At 63.7% G+C, this 24,148-nt stretch carries 20 protein-coding genes and 2 pseudogenes; 7 read left to right on the top strand and 15 right to left on the bottom strand.

Annotated features, from left to right (window positions below; genetic code table 11):
• The first annotated feature begins 25 nt into the window (after positions 1-25).
• The 5 genes from ACP2YO_RS45715 (at position 26) to ACP2YO_RS45695 (ending at position 5,334) form a co-directional block, all read left to right on the top strand.
• Positions 26-820 (top strand): crotonase/enoyl-CoA hydratase family protein, encoded by a 795-nt coding sequence (locus tag ACP2YO_RS45715; RefSeq protein ID WP_426437682.1) that lies wholly within the window; start codon positions 26-28, stop codon positions 818-820.
• On the top strand, positions 817-2,694 hold the full coding sequence (locus ACP2YO_RS45710) for a feruloyl-CoA synthase (RefSeq protein ID WP_426437681.1): 1,878 nt from the start codon (positions 817-819) through the stop codon (positions 2,692-2,694). Before ACP2YO_RS45715 ends, ACP2YO_RS45710 begins: the two co-directional genes overlap by 4 nt.
• A gap of 20 nt (positions 2,695-2,714) precedes the next feature.
• On the top strand, positions 2,715-3,479 hold the full coding sequence (locus tag ACP2YO_RS45705; RefSeq protein WP_426437680.1) for an SDR family NAD(P)-dependent oxidoreductase: 765 nt from the start codon (positions 2,715-2,717) through the stop codon (positions 3,477-3,479).
• Positions 3,480-3,674: 195 nt separating this feature from the next.
• Complete coding sequence (locus ACP2YO_RS45700) at positions 3,675-4,094, top strand: acyl-CoA thioesterase (RefSeq protein ID WP_426437679.1); 420 nt, start codon at positions 3,675-3,677, stop codon at positions 4,092-4,094.
• A gap of 88 nt (positions 4,095-4,182) precedes the next feature.
• Positions 4,183-5,334 (top strand): ABC transporter substrate-binding protein, encoded by a 1,152-nt coding sequence (locus ACP2YO_RS45695; RefSeq protein ID WP_426437678.1) that lies wholly within the window; start codon positions 4,183-4,185, stop codon positions 5,332-5,334.
• Positions 5,335-5,440: 106 nt separating this feature from the next.
• Here the strand turns inward: ACP2YO_RS45695 and ACP2YO_RS45690 are convergent, their stop codons facing one another.
• The 3 genes from ACP2YO_RS45690 to ACP2YO_RS45680 are packed head-to-tail and all read right to left on the bottom strand — an operon-like array spanning position 5,441 to position 8,984.
• The gene (locus ACP2YO_RS45690; protein WP_426437677.1) at positions 5,441-6,172 is read right to left on the bottom strand and encodes an ABC transporter ATP-binding protein; all 732 of its coding nucleotides are present in this window, start codon (positions 6,170-6,172) and stop codon (positions 5,441-5,443) included.
• Positions 6,169-7,938, bottom strand: coding sequence for an ABC transporter permease subunit (locus ACP2YO_RS45685; protein ID WP_426437676.1), 1,770 nt, complete (start codon positions 7,936-7,938; stop codon positions 6,169-6,171). The genes ACP2YO_RS45690 and ACP2YO_RS45685 overlap by 4 nt, the downstream gene beginning before the upstream one ends.
• 5 nt (positions 7,939-7,943) lie before the next feature.
• A complete protein-coding gene (locus ACP2YO_RS45680) occupies positions 7,944-8,984 on the bottom strand; it encodes a branched-chain amino acid ABC transporter permease (RefSeq protein WP_426437675.1) in 1,041 nt (346 codons plus the stop codon).
• Positions 8,985-9,163: 179 nt separating this feature from the next.
• Here ACP2YO_RS45680 and ACP2YO_RS45675 point away from each other — a divergent pair, with 179 nt between their 5' ends.
• Positions 9,164-9,682 carry a MarR family winged helix-turn-helix transcriptional regulator gene (locus ACP2YO_RS45675; RefSeq protein WP_426437674.1) on the top strand — a complete coding sequence of 173 codons (519 nt, stop codon included), beginning with the start codon at positions 9,164-9,166 and terminating at the stop codon, positions 9,680-9,682.
• A gap of 122 nt (positions 9,683-9,804) precedes the next feature.
• Here the strand turns inward: ACP2YO_RS45675 and ACP2YO_RS45670 are convergent, their stop codons facing one another.
• From ACP2YO_RS45670 to ACP2YO_RS45615, 12 genes and pseudogenes are all read right to left on the bottom strand, one after another.
• The gene (locus ACP2YO_RS45670) at positions 9,805-11,088 is read right to left on the bottom strand and encodes a glycerate kinase type-2 family protein (RefSeq protein ID WP_426437673.1); all 1,284 of its coding nucleotides are present in this window, start codon (positions 11,086-11,088) and stop codon (positions 9,805-9,807) included.
• A 263-nt stretch (positions 11,089-11,351) separates the two neighbouring features.
• The gene (locus ACP2YO_RS45665; protein WP_426437672.1) at positions 11,352-12,575 is read right to left on the bottom strand and encodes an ABC transporter substrate-binding protein; all 1,224 of its coding nucleotides are present in this window, start codon (positions 12,573-12,575) and stop codon (positions 11,352-11,354) included.
• Between the two features lie 213 nt (positions 12,576-12,788).
• A pseudogene (locus ACP2YO_RS45660) lies at positions 12,789-12,998 on the bottom strand (ABC transporter substrate-binding protein); the annotation flags it as partial.
• Positions 12,998-13,232, bottom strand: a pseudogene (locus ACP2YO_RS45655) (ABC transporter substrate-binding protein); the annotation flags it as partial. The pseudogenes ACP2YO_RS45660 and ACP2YO_RS45655, both read right to left, overlap by 1 nt.
• A 159-nt stretch (positions 13,233-13,391) precedes the next feature.
• A complete protein-coding gene (locus ACP2YO_RS45650; protein WP_426437671.1) occupies positions 13,392-14,621 on the bottom strand; it encodes an ABC transporter substrate-binding protein in 1,230 nt (409 codons plus the stop codon).
• Positions 14,622-14,803: 182 nt separating this feature from the next.
• A complete protein-coding gene (locus ACP2YO_RS45645) occupies positions 14,804-16,030 on the bottom strand; it encodes an ABC transporter substrate-binding protein (protein WP_426437670.1) in 1,227 nt (408 codons plus the stop codon).
• A 118-nt stretch (positions 16,031-16,148) separates the two neighbouring features.
• Positions 16,149-17,378: an ABC transporter substrate-binding protein gene (locus ACP2YO_RS45640; RefSeq protein ID WP_426437669.1), complete on the bottom strand. Its 1,230-nt coding sequence runs from the start codon at positions 17,376-17,378 to the stop codon at positions 16,149-16,151.
• A 28-nt stretch (positions 17,379-17,406) separates the two neighbouring features.
• Entirely contained in the window at positions 17,407-18,423 is a 1,017-nt protein-coding gene (locus ACP2YO_RS45635) for a branched-chain amino acid ABC transporter permease (RefSeq protein ID WP_426437668.1), read from the bottom strand.
• Between the two features lie 2 nt (positions 18,424-18,425).
• Positions 18,426-19,304 carry a branched-chain amino acid ABC transporter permease gene (locus ACP2YO_RS45630; protein ID WP_426437667.1) on the bottom strand — a complete coding sequence of 293 codons (879 nt, stop codon included), beginning with the start codon at positions 19,302-19,304 and terminating at the stop codon, positions 18,426-18,428.
• 12 nt (positions 19,305-19,316) lie between these two features.
• A complete protein-coding gene (locus ACP2YO_RS45625; protein ID WP_426437666.1) occupies positions 19,317-20,030 on the bottom strand; it encodes an ABC transporter ATP-binding protein in 714 nt (237 codons plus the stop codon).
• Entirely contained in the window at positions 20,027-20,824 is a 798-nt protein-coding gene (locus ACP2YO_RS45620; RefSeq protein ID WP_426437665.1) for an ABC transporter ATP-binding protein, read from the bottom strand. Before ACP2YO_RS45620 ends, ACP2YO_RS45625 begins: the two co-directional genes overlap by 4 nt.
• A gap of 69 nt (positions 20,825-20,893) precedes the next feature.
• Positions 20,894-21,760: an IclR family transcriptional regulator gene (locus tag ACP2YO_RS45615; protein WP_426443479.1), complete on the bottom strand. Its 867-nt coding sequence runs from the start codon at positions 21,758-21,760 to the stop codon at positions 20,894-20,896.
• A gap of 181 nt (positions 21,761-21,941) precedes the next feature.
• Here ACP2YO_RS45615 and ACP2YO_RS45610 point away from each other — a divergent pair, with 181 nt between their 5' ends.
• Positions 21,942-24,038 (top strand): 3-hydroxyacyl-CoA dehydrogenase NAD-binding domain-containing protein, encoded by a 2,097-nt coding sequence (locus ACP2YO_RS45610; protein ID WP_426437664.1) that lies wholly within the window; start codon positions 21,942-21,944, stop codon positions 24,036-24,038.
• Positions 24,039-24,148: the final 110 nt, after the last annotated feature.

The following is a 24,148-nucleotide window of genomic DNA, read 5'->3' as shown; positions in this document are numbered from 1 at the left end:
ATTCTTGACAGGAAGCAATAACGCCATGGGAAACGCCGCCGCCGCCGACGATGCTTCGCTGCTCAGGATCGAGACGCGGGGCGCGGTGCTGACCGTGGGGCTTAACCGTCCCGCCAAGCGCAATGCGTTGAACGACGGCATCATCCTGGCGCTGCGGGACTGCTTTTCGGAGATTCCCGACGATGTCGGCGCCGTGGTCATTTACGGCGTCGGCAATCATTTTTCCTCCGGCCTCGACCTCTCCGAGCTGACCGAACGCGACGCCACCGAGGGGCTTGTCCATTCCCAGATGTGGCATCGGGTGTTCGATCGCATCCAGTATTGCCGCGTGCCGGTCATTGCCGCGCTGCAGGGCGCCGTGATCGGTGGTGGGCTGGAGCTTGCCTGCGCCGCGCATATCCGGGTCGCCGAGCCGTCGGCCTATTTCGCGCTGCCCGAGGGCCAGCGCGGCATTTTTGTCGGCGGCGGTGGCTCGGTGCGGCTGCCGCGCCTGATCGGCGTGCCGCGGATGGCCGATATGATGCTGACCGGCCGCGTCTATTCCGCGACCGAAGGCGCGGCCTACGGCTTCTCGCAATATCTCACCGAAGCCGATGGCGCGCTGCCGAAGGCACTGGAGCTTGCCGAACGCGTCGCGGCGAACGCACCGCTGACGAATTTTGCGGTGTTGCAGGCGTTGCCGATGATCGCGGAAGCCAATCCGCAGACCGGTCTTCTGATGGAATCGTTGATGGCGACCGTGGCGCAGAGCGACAAGGAAGCCAAGAAACGCATCCGCGCGTTCCTCGATCGCAAGACCGCCAAGGTCAAGCCGACATGAGCGCCAGGCCCGACATGTCTGCGCCCGCCGCAAGCGCGCACCCGCTGCGCCCGATCTCGTTCGGCAATCCCGAGGTCACGGTCGAGCGCCAAGACGACGGCACGATCTATCTGCGCCCAAAGGCGAAGCTCGCCGGCTATCCGGTCCGCATCACCGACCGCCTGCATCACTGGGCGAAAGCCGAGCCGAATCGCGTCTTCATGGCCGAGCGCGTCGCCGGCGGCGGCTGGCGGCAGATCACCTACGCGCAACTGCTCGAGACGACACGGAACATCGCCTCCGCGTTGATGGCGCGTGGGCTATCCGCCGAGCGGCCGATCGTGATCCTGTCGGGCAATTCGCTCGATCACGCGCTGATCGCATTCGGTGCGTTCTATGCCGGCATTCCGTTCTGCCCGGTCTCGCCGGCCTATTCGCTGGTATCGCGCGATTACGGCAAGTTGAATTTCCTGATCAAGCTGCTCACGCCGGGCCTCGTCTTCGTCGATGACGCCGACAGGTTTTCCGACGCGTTGCTCGCCAATGTGCCTGCCGGCACCGAGATTGCGGCGACCCGTGGCGCGGTGCCCGGCCGCGACGTCACAGCGCTGGCCGCACTTCTGGCGACGCCGCAAGACCCACGCCTCGACGCCGTCAATGCGGCTATCGGGCCGGATACGATCGCGAAATTCCTGCTGACGTCGGGCTCGACCGGCAATCCCAAGGCCGTCATCAACACCCAGCGCATGATCTGCGCCAACCAGGTGATGCTGCGCGAGACGCTGGCTTTCCTGAAGGATGAGCCGCCTGTCATCGTCGACTGGCTGCCGTGGAATCACACCTTTGGCGGCAACCACAATATCGGGCTGACGCTCTACAATGGCGGTTCGATGTATCTCGACGAGGGCAAGCCGATGCCCGGCGGTATCGAGGAGACCGTGCGAAACCTGCGCGAGATCTCGCCAACGGTTTATTTCAACGTGCCCAAGGGCTATGAATCGCTGCTGCCTTATCTGCGTGACGACGCCGCTCTGCGGGCAAAATTCTTTGACCGGCTGCATGCCATGTTCTTCTCGGGTGCGGCGCTGTCGCCATTCATCTGGAACAGCCTCGATGCGCTCGCGGTGCAGGCGAGGGGCTATCGCGTCCCGATGTTGACCGGTCTCGGCGCCACCGAGACCTCGCCGTTCTTCATGTCGGTGCGTCCCGACACCAGCCGGTCCGGTCATGTCGGCCTTCCGGTGTCGGGCAATGACGCCAAGCTGTTGCCAAACAACGGCAAGCTGGAGGTCCGCGCCAAGGGGCCGAACGTCACGCCGGGCTACTGGCGCCAGCCGGAACTGACCGCCAAGGCGTTCGACGACGAAGGCTTCTACAAGTTCGGCGACGCGTTGAAGCCGGCCGATCCCGGTAATTTCGATGCAGGTTTTGATTTCGACGGCCGCATCGCCGAGGACTTCAAGCTGGCGAGCGGCACCTGGGTCAGTGTCGGCCCGCTGCGGGCGCGCTTCGTCGGCACCTGCGCGCCGCTGGTGCGCGACGTCGTGATCGCCGGCCTCAACCGCGACGAGATTTCGGCGCTCGTCATCCTCGATCTCGATGGCTGCCGCCTGATCAATCCGAATCTCGCCGCCAACGACATCACCGCGGCGGCTGGTGATCCGAAGGTCCGCGCCGCCTTTCGCGAGCGGTTCACGCGGTTCCTGGCCAGTGCCACCGGCTCGTCGACCCGCATCACCCGTGCGATCCTGCTCGACACCCCGCTGTCGATCGATCGCGGGGAGGTGACCGACAAGGGTTCGATCAACCAGCGCGCCGTTCTGGAGCATCGCGCAGCCCTGATCGAGACGCTTTATGGGCCGGTGCCGCCCGCATCAGTGATCATGCTAACTTGAATGCAGAAGAGGAGAACGCCATGCAGTTGAAGGACCAGGCCGCCATCGTCACCGGCGGCGCATCGGGATTGGGTGCCGCCACCGCGCGCCGTCTGGCTGCGCAGGGCGCCAAGGTCGCGGTCTGCGACCTGAATGCAAAACTCGCCGAGAGCGTCGCGGCCGAGATCGGCGGCATTGCGCTGGTCTGCGACGTATCCGATGCGGGCGCCGCCGAAGCCGCGGTTGCGGAAGCGGCCAAGGCACATGGCCCGGCGCGCGTGCTGGTGAATTGCGCCGGCATCGGGGTTGCGAAACGCGTCATCGGCCGCGAGGGGCCGATGGCCCTCTCTGATTTTGACAAGGTGATCAAGGTCAATCTGATCGGCTCCTTCAACATGCTGCGGCTTGCCACCGCGGGCATGTCCAAGCTGGAGCCGCTCGCGGCGACCGGCGAGCGCGGCGTCGTGATCTGCACCGCCTCGGTTGCCGCCTATGACGGCCAGATCGGGCAGGCGGCGTACTCTGCCTCGAAGGGCGGCATCGTGGCGATGACCTTGCCGATCGCGCGCGAACTCGCGCAGTTCGGAATCCGGGTCCTGACGATCGCGCCCGGCCTGTTCATGACACCGCTGCTGGGCAGCCTGCCGCAAGAGGCGCAGGATTCGCTCGCCGCGGCGATCCCGTTCCCGCGCCGCCTCGGGCAGGCCGACGAGTTCGCCTCGCTGGCGCTGCATATGATCGACAATCCCTACCTGAACGGCGAAGTGGTGCGGCTCGACGCCGCGCTCCGGATGGCGCCGCGCTAAAGCATGATCCTGAATATGAATCGAGAGCGTTCAGCGGGCTCGCTTCCACCTCTCCCATTGGGAGAGGTCGGATCGCGCAGCGATCCGGGTGAGGGGTTACGATCAACAACGAAGACCGTACCCCCTCACCCCAGCCCTCCCCCCATGGGAGAGGGAGCCAACCGCCGTCGCCGCGCCAACGGAGTTCGGTAAATCATGTTCGTCAACCGCCGCGACGTGCAGATCCAGTGGGGTGATTGCGACCCCGCCAATATCGTCTACTACCCGCGCTACTTCGCGATGTTCGACGACTCTACCTCGATCATGTTTGAAGCGGCCGGTTTCTCGAAACAGGACATCATCCGAAAATACGGTCTGGTCGGCATCCCGATGGTCGACACGCGGGCGAAATTCCACGTTCCGTCGACCCATGGCGACTGGATTACCATCGAGAGCCGGATCGACAGCATCAAGCGCTCGAGCTTCGAGGTGGTGCATCGGGTCTTCAAGGGCGAGGCGCTTGCGATCGAGGCGTTCGAGACCCGGGTGCTGGTCGGCCGTCACCCGGACGATCCCGCCAAGCTGAAATCGGCGCCGTTTCCGCAGGAGATCGTCGACCGCTTCATGACAGGCTGACTCGAAGGCCGCCATGACCTAAAGAAGGGGCTGAATTGGCCCTCAAAACTGGTTTAAACCGAAAAGCATATCCTTAGGGAGGAATTGAATGAAGAAGGCCACTCTCGCCGCCGCGGCGCTCGCAGCTGTTTTCGCGCTGCCCGGCTCGCCGTCGCAAGCGCAGACCAGTGAAATCACCATCGGCATCACACTCTCGACCACCGGGCCGGCTGCGGCCCTCGGCATTCCCGAGCGCAACGCGCTCGATTTCGTGCCGAAGGAAATCGCCGGCGTGCCGTTGAAGCTGATCGTGCTCGATGACGGCGGCGACCCGACGGCTGCGACCACCAATGCGCGGCGCTTCGTCACCGAGTCCAAGGCCGACATCATCATGGGCTCCTGCATCACGCCGACGACGATCGCGGTGTCGACGGTCGCCAACGAGGCGGGAATTCCGCATATTGGCCTTGCGCCATTCCCGATCAACGAGGCGCGTGCGAAGTGGTCGGTCGACCTGCCGCAGTCGGCTTCGATCATAGGCAAGGCGCTCTACGAGCACATGAAGGCGCATAACATCAAGACCGTCGGCTATATCGGCTATTCGGATTCCTACGGCGATCTCTGGGTCGCCGATTTCCAGAAGACCGCCGTGCCGATGGGCCTGACCATGACCGACGAGGAGCGCTTCGCGCGTCCCGATACGTCGGTGACCGGCCAGGTGCTCAAGCTCGTCGCCGCCAATCCCGACGCCGTCCTGATCGGCGCCTCCGGCACCGCCGCAGCACTGCCGCAGACCGCGCTGCGCGAGCGCGGCTACAAGGGCCTGATCTACCAGACCCACGGCGCGGCCACGATGGACTTCATCCGCATTGCCGGCGCGGCTGCGGAAGGTGTCATCATGGCGGCGGGACCGGTGATGTCGCCGGAAACGCAAGCCGACAGCGCGCTGACCAAGAAGCCGGGACTCGCGCTCAACACCGCCTATGAAGCCAAGTACGGCGCCAACAGCCGGAGCCAGTTCGCCGGCCACTCCTACGATGCCTTCCAGGTGCTGGAGCGCATCATCCCGGTGGCGCTGAAGACGGCCAAGCCCGGTACGCCGGAATTCCACGAGGCGATCCGTCAGGCGTTGCTCTCGGAAAAGGAAATCGTCGCGAGCCAGGGCGTCTACAACTGGACCGAAAAGGACCGCTACGGCCTCGACGACCGCGCGCGGATCCTGCTGACGGTCAAGGACGGCAAGTACGTCCCCGCGATGTGAGAGGCACGATGCGTAGTCGCGTAGGGTGGGCAAAGCGCAAGCGTGCCCACCTTCACGAACACAACATTCGATGGTGGGCGCGTTTGCTCACCCTACGTTACCGCGATCAAATCGCGCTCTCGCCCTCGTGTTGAAAGCCGAGATAGCTCGCGGCGACGCCCTTGTTGGCCGCGATCTCCTTGGCCGTGCCGCTGAGCACGAACTCGCCAAGCTCCATCACATAGGCGCGATCGGCGATCTGCAGCGCGGCCTGCGCGTTCTGCTCGACCAGCAGCACCGAGACGCCGGCGGCGCGCAGCTCGCCGACGATACGGAAGATGTCGGCGACGATGATCGGGGCAAGTCCGAGGCTCGGCTCGTCCAGCATCAGGAGTTTCGGCGCGCCCATCAGCGCGCGACCCATCGCGAGCATCTGCTGCTCGCCGCCGGACAGCGTGCCGGCGAGCTGCTTGCGCCGCTCCTTCAACCGCGGAAAGAGCGCGTAGACCTTTTCGATCGAGATCGCCGCGGTCACCTTCGGAATCCGGAAGGCGCCGAGCTCGAGATTGTCCTCGACATTCATCGAGCCGAACAGTTCGCGATGCTCCGGCACCAGGCTGAGGCCGGCGGCGACGCGGTCCTCGATATCGAGCGGAGCCAGATCAGTGCCGGCGAAAGTCGCGCGGCCCTTCAGCGGCAAGATGCCCATGATAGCGTTGAGCAGCGTGGTCTTGCCGGCTCCGTTGGCGCCGATGATGGTGACGATCTCGTTGGCGGCGACATCGAGCGAGACGCCGCGTACGGCCTCGACCTTGCCGTAGGCGATGTGGACGTCGGCAACCGTCAACAGCGCGCTCATGCGGCGGCTCCGAGGTAGGCCTTGATGACGTCGGGATTCTTCTTGATCGCGGCCGGCGTGCCCTCGGCGATCTTGGTGCCGAAATCGAGCACCACGATGCGGTCGGCGAGGTCCATCACAAATCCCATGTCGTGCTCGACCAGCAGCACCGACATGCCGCCGTCACGCAATTGCCGCAGCAGCGCGGCGAGCCGCTGCTTCTCCATGTAGCGGAGCCCTGCCGCGGGCTCGTCGAGCAACAGCAGCATCGGATCGACGCAGAGCGCACGGGCGATCTCGACGATGCGCTGCTGTCCGAGCGACAAGGAGCCTGCAAGCTGGTCGATCTGCTCGGACAGGCCAACGCGTTCGATCTGCCGCGCGGCTTCCGCCAGCAATCTGGCTTCATCGGCGCGGTCGAGCCGCAGCATGCTGGCGATCGCGCCGGACGACCCGCGCAGATGCGCGCCGATCGCGACGTTCTCCAGCACGGTCATGTCGGGTACCAGCTTGACGTGCTGGAAGGTCCTGGACACGCCGAGCTTGACGATCTCCTGCGGCGGCGCGTTCTCGACCTTCCGGCCGAGCACCGAGATCGCGCCGCTGGTCGCCGTCAGGACACCGGTGATCAGGTTGAAGGTCGTGCTCTTGCCGGCGCCGTTCGGGCCGATCAGCGCGACGATCTCGCGCGCCCGCACGTCGAAGGAGACGTCGTTGACGGCCACCACGCCGCCGAACTGCTTGCGCGCCTTGTCGATCTGCAGAAGCGTCCCCGATGTCACGGGCGCCCCGCTACGGGCCTCAAGCTTCAGGGAGGTGTCCGGCGTCTTGCGGCCCGGCTTGAGCGGCAGCCACGACATCAGCCACGGCCACACGCCCGATGGCGCGAGCTGCAGCAGCAGCACCAGCAGGATGCCGAACACGATGGTCTCGAGCTGGCTTTGGCCGCCGAAGATGTAGGGCAGATAGCTTTGCAGCACCTCCTTCAGCACCACGACGATCCCGGCGCCGAGCACCGCGCCCCAGACATAGCCGGCGCCGCCGACGACGGCGATGAACAGATATTCGATGCCGGCCTGTGCGCCGAACGGCGTCGGGTTGGCGGCGCGCTGGAAATGCGCATAGAGCCAGCCGGACAGGCCGGCCAGAACCGCCGCATAGATGAACACCAAAAGCTTGGCGCGGGGCGTCTGCACACCGAAGGCTTCAGCCGCGATATGGCCGCGGCGAAGGGCGCGGATCGCGCGGCCGGTGCGGGAATCCAGCAGGTTCATGGTCAGCAGCGCCGAGATCAGCACGCCGATCCAGATCGCGTAATAGATCGCGTCCGGGCTCAACATCTTGAACGCGCCGATCGAGAGCGGCGGAATGCCGGAGATGCCGTCATTGCGGCCAAGGAATTCGAGCTTGCTGAACAGATAAAACAGGCCGATGCCCCAGGCGATGGTGCCGAGCGGCAGATAGTGACCGGAGAGCCGCACGGTGACGATGCCGAGCAGCACGGCGGCGATGCCGCTCACCAGCAGCGAGGCCGGCAAGGTCAGCCATGGCGAGACGCCGTAGGCCGTAGTGAGCACCGCGGTGGTGTAGGCACCGAAGCCGCAGAACGCGGCCTGGCCGAACGAGGTGAGGCCACCGACGCCGGTCAGCAACACCAGCCCCATCGCGACCAGCGAGGCGAGGCCGATATTGTCGAGCAGCACGATCCAGAACGGCGGAACGCCGGGGATGACCGGGATCACCGCCATCACGAGCGCGAAGATGAGGAGAGGAAGCCGCTGCGTCATCACGCTCAATCCTTCTCTTCCTCGACCGCGGGTGCCGCGAGCGAGCGCAGCACCAGCACCGGCAGGATCAAGAAGAACACGATGACTTCCTTGAAATTGCTGGCGTAGAACGAGGAGAAGGCCTCGACGATGCCCACCACGATGGCGGCGACCGCAGTCAGGGGATAGCTGACGAGACCGCCGATGATCGCGGCGACGAAGCCCTTCAGGCCGATCAGGAATCCGGTGTCGTAATAGAGCGTCGTGATCGGCACGATCAGGATGCCGGAGAGCGCGCCGATCACGGAGGCGAGCAGGAAAGCGATCTGGCCCGACAGCGAGGTGCGGATGCCGACGAGGCGGGCGCCGAGGCGATTAACGGCGGTGGCGCGCAGCGCCTTGCCGGTCCGGGTGTAGCCGAAGAACAGCCACAGCCCGACGATGAAGGCCACCGTCAGCCCATAGACCGCGAGGCTCTGGCCGGTGAAGCGCAGCGGGCCGGCGGTCACTGCAACGTTCGACAGCGCCGGCCCGCGCAATCCTTCGGCGCCGAAGAACACCAGCCCGAGGCCCTGCAGCGCAAGGTGGCAGCCGACGGCGGCAATCAGCAGCACCAGCACGGACGTGTGCGCGATCGGCTGGAAGGCGATGCGGTAGAGAAACAGCCCGATCGCGGCGACGATCAGCAGTGCCAGCGCGATGTTGACGGCCATCGGTGTCTTCGGGCCGACCAGCGCATAGGTGAGCGCCAGCAGCGCGACGGGAAAGACGACGTTGAGCGCCGCGGAGCGCAGCACCAGCCGCACCCGGAGCGCCTTGCGCGCAAAGAACAGGTCGAGGGCGAAGGCGACGATACCCATCGCGACGGCGAGCTGCACGGTGCCGGGCACCTGTCCGGTCGCGAGCATGGCGTAGCTCAGCGCGCCATAGGTGACGAATTCGCCCTGCGGAATCAGGATCACCCGCGTGACCGCAAACACCAGCACCAGGGCCAGCCCAAGCAGCGCGTAGATCGCACCATTGGTGATGCCGTCCTGCAGCAGGAACAGCAGAATCGTCGTGTTCAAGGCCGAGCGCTCCCCCTCAAGCGTCGGGCCGCCGCAGCCAGCTCGACTGGCCGGGTCGACCGATATCGGCTGTTGATAGCGGCCGATATTTGATATAACCGATAACAATTATCAAATATAATCTCAAGGTCCCCGAGCGTCGCGCGGGATCTTTGTATCGGGATTGCGAGCCTGGAGCGATGACTGTTTCCAAGACTGCCTCCGATGCCACCAGGCCACAGCGCGCCCTGCGCAGGGAACCGGTCGATCCTGCCGGTGACGACAGCATGCTGCAACTGGGCGAGCTGTCCGGATTGCTCGGCTATTCGTTGAAGCGCGCACAGCTCAAGGTATTCGAGGATTTTCTGCGCTGCGTCGCGCCGCTGCAACTGACACCGGCGCAGTTCTCGGTGCTGCTCCTGCTCGACAAGAACCCTGGCCGCAACCAGACCGAGATTGCCAACACGCTCGGCATCCTCAGGCCGAACTTCGTCGCCATGCTCGACGGGCTGGAGACCCGCGACCTCTGCGCGCGGATGCGCTCCACCAATGACCGCCGCTCCCACATTCTGGTGCTGACCGACAAGGGCCGCGCCGTGCTGGCGCGCGCCAAGAAGCTGGTTGCCAACAAGCACGAGGCGCGGCTGATCGAGGTGCTCGGGCCGTCGAATCACGCCGCATTGCTGGAGATGCTGGCAAAGCTCGCGCAGGAGTTTTGACGGGGCAGCCAATCTCTCGGCCGTCATTGCGAGCGGAGCGAAGCAATCCATTCCACCGCTCGGCGCGGAAGCATGGATTGCTTCGTCGCTACCGCTCCTCGCAATGACGAGGCGAGGGGGTGTCAATCCACCAAAATCACCCGCACATCGTTGACGTTGGTCAGCGTCGGTCCCGTCAGCAGCAAGTCGCCGGTCTTGGCGAAGAATCCCGTCGCATCGTTGTTCTCGAGATAGGCCTTGGGATCGAGGCCCATCGACTTCATCTTCGCGAATGTCGCCTGGTCGATCATGGCGCCGGCCGGATCGCTGGCGCTGCCGGCACCGCCGTCGGCACCATCGGTGTCGGCGGCAAGCGCCGAGATACCAGGCGTGTCCCTGAGCAGATCGGCGAGCGCGAGCGCGTATTCCTGGTTGGGACCGCCGCGCCCGTTGCCGCGCACGGTCACCGTGAGTTCGCCACCGGAGAGGATCGCGACGCGCTTGCCTTCGCTGCGGGCTCGCAGCGCCAGGCGAGCATGCTCGGCGGCGACGTCACGCGCCTCACCTTCGAGATCGGCGCCGAGCGCGATCGTCTCATAGCCGGCGTCGCGCGCGACCTTCACTGCGGCGTCGATCGAGGCCTTTGGTTTCGCCAGCAATTCGAACGTCGCATGCGCGAAGGCGGGATCGCCGGGCTTGCAGCTTTCATTCCTAGGGTCGTCGAGCGCGCGGCGAACGGCATCGTCGACCGAGAGATTGTACTTCGCGACCAGCGCGCGGGCGTCCGCCAGCGTGGTGGGATCCGGTACCGTCGGCCCAGACGCAATCGCGGAGGGATCGTCATGCGGCACGTCGGAGATCGCGAGCGTCACGATTTCGGCGGCGCGCTGGCCGGCGCGGGCGAGCCGTCCGCCCTTGATGCGCGAGAGGTGCTTGCGGACGGTGTTCATCTCGCCGATCGGCGCGCCGGAGCGCAGCAGCGCGCGGTTGACCTGCTGCTTTTGTGTAAAGCTCACGCCCTCAACCGGGGCGATCCAGTTCGCCGAACCGCCGCCGGTCAGCAGCACCAGCAGCAGGTCGTCAGGTGTCGCTTCCACGGCGAGCCGTAGCGTATCGTCGGCCGCCTTGAGACCGGCTTCATCGGGCACCGGATGCCCGGCTTCGACCACCTTGATACGCCGGGTCGGCACGCCATGGCCGTGACGTGTCGTCGCGATGCCGACCAGCCGCGACGGATCGAGCCCGAGTTCGTCGAGATAATACCGTTCGGCTGCCGCAGCCATCGCGCCGGCACCCTTGCCGGCGGCGAGACAGATGATCCGGCCGGTCGGCACCGGGCGCAGCCGCGACGCCAGCACGACGTCGGGATGCGCCGCGGCAACGGCGGCATCGAAGATCGAACGCAGCAGAGGACGTCGGTCAGTCATTGCAGAACTCACGAACGGTAAGGTGTGACGAGATGAGGCTGAATTGCGAGCTGCTGCATTTCCTCTCCTGCCTGCGGCGGGCGAAGGGGCGCTTGCGCGATTTCGGAATATTGGAAGAATGGCGCTGAGTTGCCCGACGTGTCAAGTTGCTTGGCCGAGCGCCGGCCGCCCCCGGCCTCCTTTGCATGGGGTTGTTTTCGATATTTTGGCAGCGCGCCCTTGCGGGGAGGTGGAACAAGGGTGCCTCCGCGTCGGCCAAAGCCCTAATTGCCCACGATTTCGCCGCTGATGACGTCGCCGAACAACTGCCAGCGCTCGCCCTTGAACTGCATCAGCTGAAGCTGCTCGATCGGCTGGAAGTCGTCGGGGCCGGTGCTCAGCGTCACGCCCGGCAGCAAGCCGCCTTGCGCGAACTGCTGCAGGCCTGCCGCCTGCTTCATCACATTGGCGCGGGTGAGATCGTCGCCGCAACGGCGCAGCACCTCGACCATGGTGGTCGCCATGTTGTAGCCGGTCATCGCCGAGGCATCGACGCGATTGGTCTCGGGCATGTATTTGGCGAGCAACTCGTCGAAGGCCTTCATGCCGGCATCGTCCTTCCACTGCGGATCGCTGGCGTCCTTGGCGTAGGCCGCCGAGATCACGCCCTGCGCGTTCTCGAGCCCCGCCGGCCGCATCACAGTCGCGGTCGAGGCCGAGACGTTGGAGACGATCGTGACCGGCTTCCAGTTCATCTCGCCGACCTTCTTGATCGCCTGCGCACCGAACTTCGGTGTCGTGAAGAAGATGATGACGTCGGGATTGGACGATTTCAGCCGCACCACATGCGAGTCGATGGTGGGCTCGGCGACCTCGTAGCTCTCCTCGGCGACGATGCGCGCGGGATCGCCGGCGAAGCCGTCCTTGAGGCCCTTCAGATAGTCCTTGCCCATGTCGTCGTTCTGGTACAGCACCGCGACCTTGGCGGCCGGCTTCTCCTTGATGAGATATTTCGCGTAGATGCGCGACTCGCTCTGGTAGCTGGGCAGCCAGCCCATGGTCCAGGGGAAGCTCTTCGGGGAGTTCCACTTGGTCGCGCCGGTCGCGACGAACAGCTGCGGTACCTTCTTGGCGTTGAGGTACTTCTGGATCGCGGTGTTCGAGGCGGTGCCGAGCGTGCCGAACAGGAACAGCACCTCGTCGCTCTCGACCAGTTTGCGGGCCTGCTCGACCGCCTTGGGCGGCGAATAGGCGTCGTCATAAGAGATGAAGTTGATCTTGCGGCCGTTGATGCCGCCGTCGTCGTTCACCTTCTTGAACACGGCGGCCATCGTTTTGCCGACCACACCATAGGCCGAGGCCGGGCCGCTGTAGGGCACGATGTTGCCGATCTTGATCTCGGTGTCGGTCGCGCCCGTATCATATTTCTTCTGCGCCAGCGCCGCGCTGCTCGCGGCTGCAACGGCGAGGCCGAGGAGGGCGGTTGCAATACGGCGTCGCATCGGCATGGACATGTCCAGAAAACTCCATTGTTCTTGCGCCTTGGGAGGCGTCGGCTTTTTATTGGCTCTGCCGCATCGATACCTAGCGCATCGTCAGCGGGAGTGTAAACGCTGGACCGTCCTTCGGTTTGCCGGATCAGACGACAGGAAGCGTCAGGCAAAGCAAAACTCCCTGCGAAAGTGTCGCAGGGGGCTGGATTTTCACGATGCGGGAAAGTTTCAGCCGCCGACGTCGGCGCTGATCACGTCGCCGAACAGTTCCCATTTCTCGCCCTTGAACTTCATCAGTTGAAGCTGGCTGATCGGAGCGAAGTCGTCCGGGGCGGTGTTGATCTTGATGCCGGGCAGCAGCACCTCGGTGCGGAAGTCCCGCAGGTTCGCCGCCTGCTTCATGATGTTCTCGCGCGTGAGGTTGTCGCCGCACTGCTCTTGCGGCCGTTGATGCCGCCGGCGTCGTTGATTTTCTTGAAGTAGGCAGCCTCGGTGCGGCCGATGATGCCGTAGGCGGACGCGGGGCCGCTATAAGGGCATGATGTTGCCGATCTTGATCTCGGTGTCGGTGACGCCGGTGTCGTATTTCTTCTGGGCCAGCGCCGAGTTGCTCGATGCAGCGGCGAGCGCGAGCGCGGCCGCAAGGGCCGCCAGTTGTCTGGTAGCGGACATTACGTCTCTCCCTGTTGTTGGACTGATGTGTGTCGCGGCCCTCTGTTTCGAAGGCTCTCTTGTTGGTCGACGTGATTACCATTTTACCCGGTCGGTCTCAATGAAAAGCCCCCGCGACATTGCCGCGGGGGCTTCCGTCTTTAGTCGACTGCCTCGAGTCTAACCGCCGACGTCGCCGCTCAAGATTTCACCAAAACGGTCCCAGGTCTCGCCCTTGAAGCGCATCAGTTGCAGTTGGGAGAGGGGCGCGAAGTCGGTTGCCGAAGTGTTGACCTTGATACCCGGGAGCAGCCCGTCGAACTTGAGGTCGTGCAGGCTTGCCGCCTGCTTCATGATGTTCGCGCGCGTCAGGTCGTCGCCGCAGGCCTTCAGCACATGCACCAGTCCCTGGGACACGATGTAGGCGTACATCACGTTTGCATCCGCGCGGTTGGCTTCCGGATAGTACTTATCCAGGAACTTATTCCAGGCGATCATTCCCTTGTCGGCTTTCCACTGCGGATCGGTCGGATCCTCGAGATATTGCGACGAGATGATGCCCTGAGCGTTTTCGAAGCCTGCCGGCTTGATCACGCTGCCGATCGAGGACGAGACGTTGTTGAGGAAATGCAGTGGTTTCCAGCCGAGCTCGGCGTTCTTCTTGATCGCCTGGGCCGCGAATTTCGGCGTCGTGATGTTGAAGAACACGTCAGCGCCGGAAGCCTTGAGCCTGACGATGTGAGAGTCGATGGTCGGCTCGGTCACCTCGTAGGCGTCCTCAGCGACGATCATTGACGCCGCCTTCGCGCCAAGCCCATCCTTGAAGCCCTTCAGATAGTCCTTGCCGTAATCGTCGTTCTGGTAGAGCACCGCGATCTTGGCGTCCGGCTTGTTCTTCAGGATGTACTTTGCGTAGATGATGGCCTCGCTCTGGTAGTTCGGCTGCCAGCCCATGGTCCAGGGGAATGTCCTCGGGTCGTTCCATTTGGTGGCGCCGGTGGCGACGAAGAGTTGCGGCACTTTCTTCTGGTTCATGTACGTCTGGATCGCCGAGTTCGGCGGTGTGCCGAGCGGGTTGAAGATGAGCAACACCTCATCGCTCTCGACCAGCCTGCGCGCCTGCTCCACCGTCTTCGGCGGCGAATAGTTGTCGTCATAGGTGATGAAGGTGATCTTGCGGCCATTGATGCCGCCCTCGGCGTTGATCTTGCGGAAATAGGCCTCCTCGGTCTTGCCGATCACACCATAGGCGGAGGCCGGTCCGCTGTAAGGCATGATGTTGCCGATCTTGATTTCGGTGTCGGTGGCGCCGATGTCGTATTTCTTTTGCGCGAACGCACCGGTGGAGCTGGCTGCGAGGATCGCGAGGGCAGCCGAAAAGGCCCCCAATCGCAAATGGATAGCAGGCATTTTGATCTCCCATGGATCACGGTGAATGTGTCACGATTTTTGGATTGGGAGCGCTTGGCGGCTCCTCGCGGCATTGAATACCTTTCGCTTGACGCCAGCAACAAAAAGCCCCCCGCGGCGGCACCGCGGAGGGCATCATTTGGTTGAAGACGCGGGCCGGCGAAGGCAGGGCCCGCAGAACGTCAGTGGCCCAGATTGGCCGAGATGATGTCGCCGAACAGCTCCCATTTCTCGCCCTTGAAGCGCATCAACTGCAATTGCTTGATCGGCGCGAAATCGGTGGCCGACGTGTTGATGGTGATGCCGGGCAGCAGCGTGTCGGGGGCAAAGGCCTGCAGGTTCGTTGCCTGCTTCATCACGTTGGCGCGCGTGAGGTCGTCACCGCACATCTCGAGCACCTTCGTCATGGTTTGGGCCGCGCCGTAACCAAAGACGACAGCCCCGTCGAGCCGATTGCCTTCCGGATAGTCCTGCTTGAGGAAGGTCAGGAATTTCTGCATGCCGGGATCCTTGTCCCATTGCGGGTCGGCGCCGTCCTTGAGGTAGGCGGCCGACAGGATGCCCTGCGAGTTCTCGAAGCCCGCCGGCTGCATCACGCCGCCGACCGAGGCCGAGACATTGGCAACGATCTGGAGCGGCGTCCATGCGATCTCGGCGACCTTCTTGATCGCCTGCGCGGCGAATTTCGGCGTCGTGATGCTGATGAAAGTGTCTGCGCCGGCGGCCTTCAGCTTGACGATATGGTTGTCGATCGCGGGCTCGGATGTCTCATAAGCCTCCTCGGCGACGATCATCACGGCCTTTTCGCCGAAGGCGGCCTTCAAACCCTTGAGGTAGTCCTTGCCGAAGTCGTCATTCTGGTAGAGCACCGCGACCTTGGCATCCGGCTTCTGCTTCATGATGTACTTTGCGTAAACCCGCGCCTCGTCCTGGTAGGACGGCTGCCAGCCCATGGTCCACGGGAAGTCCTTGGGGTCGTTCCATTTGGAAGCGCCGGAGGCAACGAACAGCTGCGGCACCTGCTTCTCGTTCATGTATTTCTGGATCGCGGAGTTGGTCGCGGTGCCGAGCGAGCTGAACACCAGCAGCACCTCGTCGCTTTCGACCAGCTTGCGCGCCTGCTCTACCGTCTTCGGCGGCGAATAGCCGTCGTCATAGGAGATGAACGTGATCTTGCGGCCGTGGATGCCGCCCTGTGCGTTGACCATCTTGAAATAGGCGGCCTCGGTCTTGCCGATCACCCCGTAGGCCGAGGCGGGTCCGCTGTAGGGAATGATGTTGCCGATCTTGATCTCGGTGTCGCTGGCCCCGGTGTCGTAGGTCTTCTGGGCCATTGCGACACCGCAACTCGCCACGATCAGCGCGAGCGCCGACAAGAGCGCCGTCAGGGATTGGCGTACAGTAGTCATGGTTTCCCCACCTCGTGTTCTTGGTCTGCGCATTCAATACCATCGGTCGAGGGCGTCGATAAAAAGCCCCCGCGACTGATGTCGCGGGGGCACGCGGTTCATTTTCTGCATTCCAACGTCATTCGGCAGCGATGTCACCCGAGATGGTCTCGCCGAACAGTTCCCACTTCTGGCCCTTGAAGCGCTGCATCTGCAATTGCGAGATCGGGGCGAAGTCGGTGGCGGAGGTGTTAATCTTGACGCCGGGCAACAATGTGTCCGGCGCGAAGTCCTTCAGGCTCGCCGCCTGCTTCATGACATTGGCGCGGGTGAGGTCGTCGCCGCACATTTCGAGCACCTTGGCCAGCGTTTGCGCCGCGCCATAACCGTAGACGACGCCGTTGTCGGTCTTGTCGGCGCCCGGCATGTATTTGTCGACGAACGCGGACCACTTCTTCATGCCGGGATCGGTCGCCCATTGCGGGTCGGAGCCGTCCTTGGCATAGGCCGCCGAGAGCACGCCCTGGGCATTCTCGAAGCCGGCCGGCTGCATCACGCTGCCGACCGAGATCGAGACGTTGGTGATGATCTGGAGCGGTTTCCAGCCGAGCTCGGCGGTCTTCTTGATGGTCTGGGCGCCGAATTTCGGCGTGGTGTAGATCAACAGCACGTCCGGATTGGCGGCCTTGATCTTGACGATATGGCTGTCGATCGAGGGCTCCGACACCTCATAGCTCTCCTCCATAATGATGGTGGAGGCTGCCTTGGCGCCAAAACCGTCCTTGGTGCCTTTGAGGTAGTCTTTGCCGAAATCGTCGTTCTGGTAGAGAATCGCGACCTTGGCGTCCGGCTTCTCCTTCATCAGCCATTTGGCGTAGATCTGTGCCTCGCTCTGGTAGCTCGGCTGCCAGCCCATGGTCCACGGGAAGGTCTTCGGGTCATTCCACTTGGTCGCGCCGGTGGCGACGAACAGCTGCGGGATCTTCTTGGCGTTGAGGTACTTCTGGATCGCGGTGTTCGACGGCGTGCCCAGCGGATTGAAGACGAGCAGCACCTCGTCGCTCTCGACCAGCTTGCGCACCTGCTCAACCGCCTTCGGTGGCGAGTAGGCGTCGTCATAGCTGACGAAGCTGACCTTGCGGCCGTTGATGCCGCCCTGATCGTTGATCATCTTGAAATAGGCTTCTTCGGTCTTGCCGATCACGCCATAGGCGGAAGCAGGTCCGCTGTAGGGCATGATATTGCCGACCTTGATCTCGGTATCGGTGGCGCCGGTGTCGTATTTCTTCTGGGCGAACGCGGCAGTGGAGGTCGCAGTAAAAGCGACGACCGCCGCGCAAGCCGCGGCGATCCGTAGTGCAGACAGCATAATGTCTCCTGGTTCTTCTTGGGGATTGTTAGCTCTTCTTGAGTTTTCCGATCAGTTGCTGGGCAATGATCGCAACTTGCCTGGCGCCATGCGGCACGAGGAAGATGACGAGGAACAGCAGCACGCCGAACACCGCGCCCGAAAGGCCTTTGGAGAAGCTCTCGGCGATGTTGGGCACGAAGATGATGAAGGCGGACCCGACGATCGAGCCGGGCAGCCAACCGACGCCGCCGACCACCATGCCGAGGAACAGCTGGATCGCGAGCGTGATGGTGTACCCGTCGGGCGCCACGAATTGCACCGCGATGGCACCGAGACCGCCGGCAACGCCGGTGATGCCGGCCGAGACGCCGAACGCCAGCGTCTTGTACAGCGCGACGTCGACGCCCATCGCGGAAGCCGCGATCTCGTTGTCGCGGATCGCCATGAAGGCGCGGCCCGAACGCGAGCGCAGCAGGTTGACCGAGGCGACGTAGATCGCGATGCCGACCGCAAGCGTGAAATAATACAGCCACATGTCCTGCGACATCGGCAGCCCGAACGGCGCGTCGGGCTTGGTCACGACCAGGCCCTGCACGCCGCCGGTCCAGTACTCGAAATAGCCGAGTTTCAATAGCTGCGGCATCGCCGTGGCCAGCGCAAAGGTCGCAAGTGCCAGATAGACCCCGCTGAGCCGCAGCGCCGGCTGGCCGAACAGGAATCCGAAGCCGAAGCAGACGATGCCGGCGACCGGCAGCGTCAGGGCATAGTTCATGCCCGCGTGCTCCATCAGGATCGCCGAGGTGTAGGCGCCGACGGCATAGAATGCGCTCTGGCCGAGCGAGAACTGTCCTGAGCCACCCGTCAGGATGTTGAGCGCCAGCACCGCGAGGGCGTAGATCAACAGCATCGTGAGCTGGAAGATGATGAAGTTCTTCACGAACAGCGGGACGATGATGAGTGCGGCCAGCACTACGAGCGAGGTGCCGTAGCCGAGCGTCATGGCTCGCTTGGGAACGGCCTCGACGGCCGGGGCTTCGGTGACGACGTCTTCAATGGCGCTCATGATCAAACTCGCTTCACGATGGGCCGGCCAAACAGCCCAGCCGGTTTGACGACCAACACGGTGATGATCAGCGCAAGCGCGATCGGGAGTTTCAGCTCGTTGCCCACGCCGGGGATATAGGTTCCGACCAGGTTTTCGAAGATCCCGACCAGGAAGCCGCCGACGACGGCACCGAACGGGCTGGTCAGGCCGCCGAGCACGGCGGCGGCAAAGCCGTAGATCAGCACGCCCAGCATCATGTTCGGCTCCAGGAACACCACAGGTGCGATCATCATGCCGGCGACCGATCCGATTGCGGCCGCCATGCCCCAACCCAGCGCGATCATCCACGAGGTGTTGATGCCGACCAGCCGCGCCGATTCAGGCAGCGACGCTGCGGCACGCATCGCGAGGCCGACGCGGGTGAAGCGGAAGAAGAAGAACAGCAGGACCAGCATCAGCAGCGTGATGCCGATCATTCCCGCCTGATGCGTTGAGATCAACTGGCTGCCGAGGAACGGCGAGGAACCGAACGGCGTCGGATACTGCTTGATGGTGAAATCCCAGATCAGGCCGGCGACGCTGTTGATGATCGCATACAGCGCGATGAAGCCGGCGACGTTGGTCAGGATCGGCGCCTTCGCCAGCGGCTTGAACAGCAATCGCTCGATCGCAATGCCTGCGCAGAACGAAAACGCGACGGTGAGGACGAAGGCTCCCCAATAGGGCACGCCCCATTGCATCAGCTGCCAGGAGACGAAGGTCGAGAACATCGCCATTTCGCCCTGGGCGAAATTCAGATGGTCGATGGCCTGGTAGATCATGACCACCGCGAGCGCCATGCAGGCATAGATTGCGCCGGTGGCGATGCCGGCCAGGACCTGGTTGACGAACAGCTCCATTGTCCTTGCTCCTCAGTAGCCGAGATAGGATTTGCGGACGTCTTCGTTGTTGGCGATGTCCTTGGCATTGCCCGACATCACGATCCGTCCGGTTTCGATCACATAGGCCTGGTCGGCAAGCTCGAGCGCGAGCTGCGCGTTCTGCTCGACCACCAGGATCGTGACCTTTTCCTCGCGATTGATCTTGCCGAGAATGCGGAACAGGTCGCGCACGATCAGTGGCGCGAGGCCGAATGACGGTTCGTCGAGCAGCATCAGGCGCGGCCGCAGCATCAGCGCGCGGGCGACCGCGAGCATCTGCTGCTCGCCGCCGGATAGCGTGCCGGCCTGCTGGGTGTAGCGCTGCTTCAGCACCGGGAAATGGTCGTACATCCGCTCGATGTCGGCGACGATGTTCTTCTTGTCGGTGCGGGTGATGGCGCCGAGCTGCAGGTTCTCCTCCACCGTCATGGTGGTGAAGGTGCCGCGGCCCTGCGGGACATGCGCGATGCCGAGGCGGACCACGTTCTCGGTCGAGCGGGTGCCGATCGGCTTGCCCTCGAACTCGATTGCGCCGGTCGAGCGCACCATGTTGCAGATCGCCCGCAGCGTGGTGGTCTTGCCGGCGCCGTTGGCGCCGAGCAGCGTGGTCAGCGAGCCCTCGTTGAGCTGGAAGGAGAGGCCGTGCAGGGCCTGGACCTGACCGTAATAGGCGCGCAGGTCCTTGACGTTGAGCATCGAGGTCATTGGTCCTTGCTCCCCAGATAGGCCTTGATGACATCCGGGTCGGCCTGAACCTGGGCCGGTGTGCCCTCGGCGAGCTTGCGGCCGAAATTGAGCGCCACGACATGGTCGGCGATCGACATCACGAGGCCCATGTGGTGCTCGACCAGCAGCACGGTGATCTTGCGGTCATCGCGGATTTTGCGGATCAGGTCGCCGAGCACATAGACTTCCTCGTGGTTGAGGCCGCCGGCCGGTTCGTCGAGCAGCAGGATCTTCGGGTCCGCGGCCAACGCGCGCGCCAGCTCGACGCGCTTCTGGGTGCCGAAGGGCAGGCCGGAGACCACGGTGTGGGCGACGCCCTCGAGGTCGAGATAGCCGAGGATCGCGTGAACCTTCTTGTTCATGTCGGCCTCGCCGCGCCTGACCCAGGCGAGCCGCAACGAGTCGCTGATGATGTCGCTGGAGCTGCGCGCATGCGCGCCGACCCGCACGTTGTCGATCACGGAAAGATTGGGAAACAATGCGACGTTCTGGAAGGTGCGGCCGATGCCGATCTCGGCGATCCGATGCGGCGGGCGCGTCAGGATGCTCTTGCCTTCCATCAGGATGTCGCCGGAGCTCGGCTGGTAGAGCCGCGACAGGCAGTTGAACAGCGTCGTCTTGCCGGCCCCGTTCGGTCCGATCAAGCCGAGGATCTGGCCCTGCTGCATGTCAAACGACACGCCATTGAGCGCGACGATGCCGCCGAACACGACGCTGACGTCGCGAACCGCGAGCAGGGGTGTCTGTCCCTGCGCGAGCTGTGCCTGCGTCATCTCGTCTCGCCCGCCATCTTCACGCGATGCGAGCGAACCTGCGAAGTCTTTCGCTGGTCGTGATGGAGGCTATCTGATCCCCTCGGCCAAACGTGCAACTTTCCCTCCTACTTTGGACTTTTTGCTTTCTTGTTTTTTTGATTGCGGCGCCATCCCACCGAGCGCCTGCTCGATGTTCCTTACCATCGCGACAAGACGAGGTCCAATGTCGTTGAGCAATCTATCTTCCGTGAAGCGGAATGCCGGTGCGCCACAATTGAAGGCATAGGGCCCAGTTCCGTCATTCAGCTTCAGCCCGACGCCGACCGCGGCGACATCGTCCTGCCAGTCGCCCGTCGACATCGTGAATCCGTACTTCGCCACCGTCTCGCCGGAGCGCTCGATGCCGTCGCGCATCTTGGGCCAGCGGCTGCCATAGTGATCGCGCAGTTCACGCAATAAAGCGGCGCGTTCGTCGGGAGGCAATGCCCAAATATAGGCACGTCCCATCGCGGTGGTTGCGATGGGTACCCGCGAACCGACGTCGAGTTGCACGCCGAGCGCCAAGCCATTCCGGCTTTGACCAAAGTAGATCATGCTGTGACGGTCGCGGCCGCCGACCGCGACGGCGCCGCCGGTCTGGCGCATCACTTCTTCTCGATAGGGTTCGGACAAATGCCGAACGCCAAGATTGGCGAGCGCCGCATAGCCCAGCGCCATCGCCGATGGCGCCAACTGGTACTTCTCGAACCTGGGAACGGGTGTAAGGTAGCCCAGCTTGGTCAACGTATAGGTCAGCCGGGAGATGGTCGGCTTCGGTAGTTTGGTGCGGGCCGCAATCTCCTGATTGCCAAGAAGCCCGTCATTGGGGTGGAATGCGCGCAGAACATCAAGTCCGCGGGAAAGCGCGACGACGAAGTTGCGATCGGTCGCTGCCTTCTTGCCAGAACGTTTCATTCCCTGCCGCTTTGTCATGCTCGTTGACAAGGCTCGTGCTTCAAAATAACCCTCCGTGTCAAGATGTGGAATTTAATTTCGCAGTGCGAAATTGGTCTAAAGCGCGGAGAACGTAGCGGCTCGACGCAAGTCGGCAGCTACTCAACACAAGTTCAAGAACAAGCATCCAGGGAGAGTCCCGGTGAGTGAAGTCGTCAAGCTCGAGCGTCATGACAACATTGCTGTCGTTACGGTTAACAGTCCTCCGGTAAATGCGCTGAGCGCTGCGGTGCGCGGCGGTATTTTCGAATGCATGAAGAGCGCGATCGCCGATCCGCAGGTTCAGGGCATCGTGCTGACCTGCGCCGGCCGCACCTTCATCGCCGGAGCCGACATCACCGAATTCGGCAAGCCGCCGAGGCCGCCCGGGCTCGCCGAGGTGCTGAACCTGATGGAGGATTCGCCGAAGCCGATCGTTGCCGCGATTCACGGCACCGCGCTCGGCGGCGGTCTCGAGGTCGCGCTGGCGTGCCACTATCGGGTCGCCACCAAGGACGCCAGGCTCGGCCTGCCCGAGGTGAAACTCGGCCTGTTGCCGGGTGCCGGCGGCACCCAGCGCCTGCCACGCGCCGTCGGGCCTGAACTCGCGGTCAAGATGATCGTCGGCGGTGATCCGATCAGCGCCGAAGTGGCGCTCAAGAACGGCCTGATCGAGGAGATCGTCGAAGGGCCGGCATCGGGCGGTGAGGCATTTGCGCGCAAGCTGGTCGCCGAGAAGCGCCCGTTGCGCAAGCTGCGCGATGACGATAGCAAGCTTGCCGCGGCCAAGGCCGACCGGTCGATCTTCACCAACGCCGTCGCTGCGATGACCAAGAAGTCGCGCGGGCTGGAAGCGCCGTTCGCGGCCGCGGATGCTGTCGGTGCCGCGATCGACCTGCCGTTCGATGAGGGGCTGAAGAAGGAGCGTGAAGGCTTCCTCAAACTGGTCGCGAGCGACCAGTCCAAGGCGCAGCGTTACGCCTTCTTTGCCGAGCGGGAGGCCGCCAAGATCGCGGGCGTACCTGACGGCACCAAGCCGCGCAACGTCGCGCGGGTTGCCATTCTCGGCGCCGGCACGATGGGCGGCGGCATCGCGATGTCCTTTGCCAATGCCGGTGTTCCGGTCACTCTGATCGAGACCGGCGAGGAGCAGTTGAAGCGCGGCATGGGCATCATGCAGAAGAACTACGAAGCGACCGCGGCGCGTGGCGGTATCCCGGCGGACGCGCCCGCCAAGCGGATGGCGCTGATCAGTGGCGTCGTCGGCATCGAGAACGTAGGTGACGCCGATCTTGTGATCGAAGCGGTGTTCGAGACCATGGCGGTGAAGAAGGAAGTGTTCGGCAAGCTCGATCAATACGCCAAGCCCGGCGCGGTGCTCGCCTCCAACACCTCCTATCTCAACATCGACGAGATCGCGAAGTCGACCAAGCGTCCGCAGGACGTGCTCGGCATGCACTTCTTTTCGCCGGCCAACGTCATGAAGCTGTGCGAGATCGTGCGCGCCGACAAGACCGCGCCTGACGCGCTGGTCACCGCCGTCTCGATCGCGCGCAAGATCGCGAAGGTACCGGCGGTGGTCGGCGTCTGTGACGGCTTCGTCGGCAACCGCATGCTGGCGCAGCGCGGCAAGCAGTCCGAGAAGCTGTTGTTCGAGGGCGCCTTGCCGCAGCAGGTCGACGCCGTGGTGACGAAATTCGGCATGCCGATGGGCCCGTTCGCGATGGGCGATCTCGCCGGCCTCGACATCGGCTGGCGCTCGCGCAAGGACCGCGGCATCAAGTCGGAAATCGCCGACGCGCTCTGCGAAGCCGGCCGCTTCGGCCAGAAGACCGGCAAGGGCTACTACAAATATGAGGCCGGATCGCGGTCGGCGCTACCAGATCCGGAGGTCGAGAAGCTGATCGACGATACCCTGGCCCGGCTGGGCCGCAAGAAGCGCGTCGTGACTGACGACGAGATCCTCGAGCGCATGATGTACCCGATGATCAACGAGGGCGCGAAGATACTCGAAGAGGGCATCGCGGCGCGCCCGAGCGATATCGACGTGGTCTGGCTCTATGGCTATGGCTGGCCGATCTATCGTGGTGGTCCGATGTTCTGGGCCGACAGCGTCGGTCTGAAGCACATTGCCGATCGTCTCGCCTTCTACGCCAAGGAGACCAACGATCCGTCGCTCGAGCCGGCGCCGCTGCTCAAGCGCCTCGCCGATGAAGGCAAGACCTTCGCCTCGCTCGCCGCGTCGTCGAAGGCGGCGTGATTGGCTTTAGCGACACGATGGCGGTGACAGGGTTCCCTCCCCCCTTGCGGGGGAGGGTTAGGGAGAGGGGTGGCCGCATCGGGACTTCCCGAGTGGTACCCCTTCCCCAA

Source organism: Bradyrhizobium genosp. P, assembly GCF_049949265.1.
In the GTDB taxonomy this organism is placed as follows: Bacteria; Pseudomonadota; Alphaproteobacteria; order Rhizobiales; family Xanthobacteraceae; genus Bradyrhizobium.
This window is presented reverse-complemented; position numbering and strand designations above follow the sequence as displayed.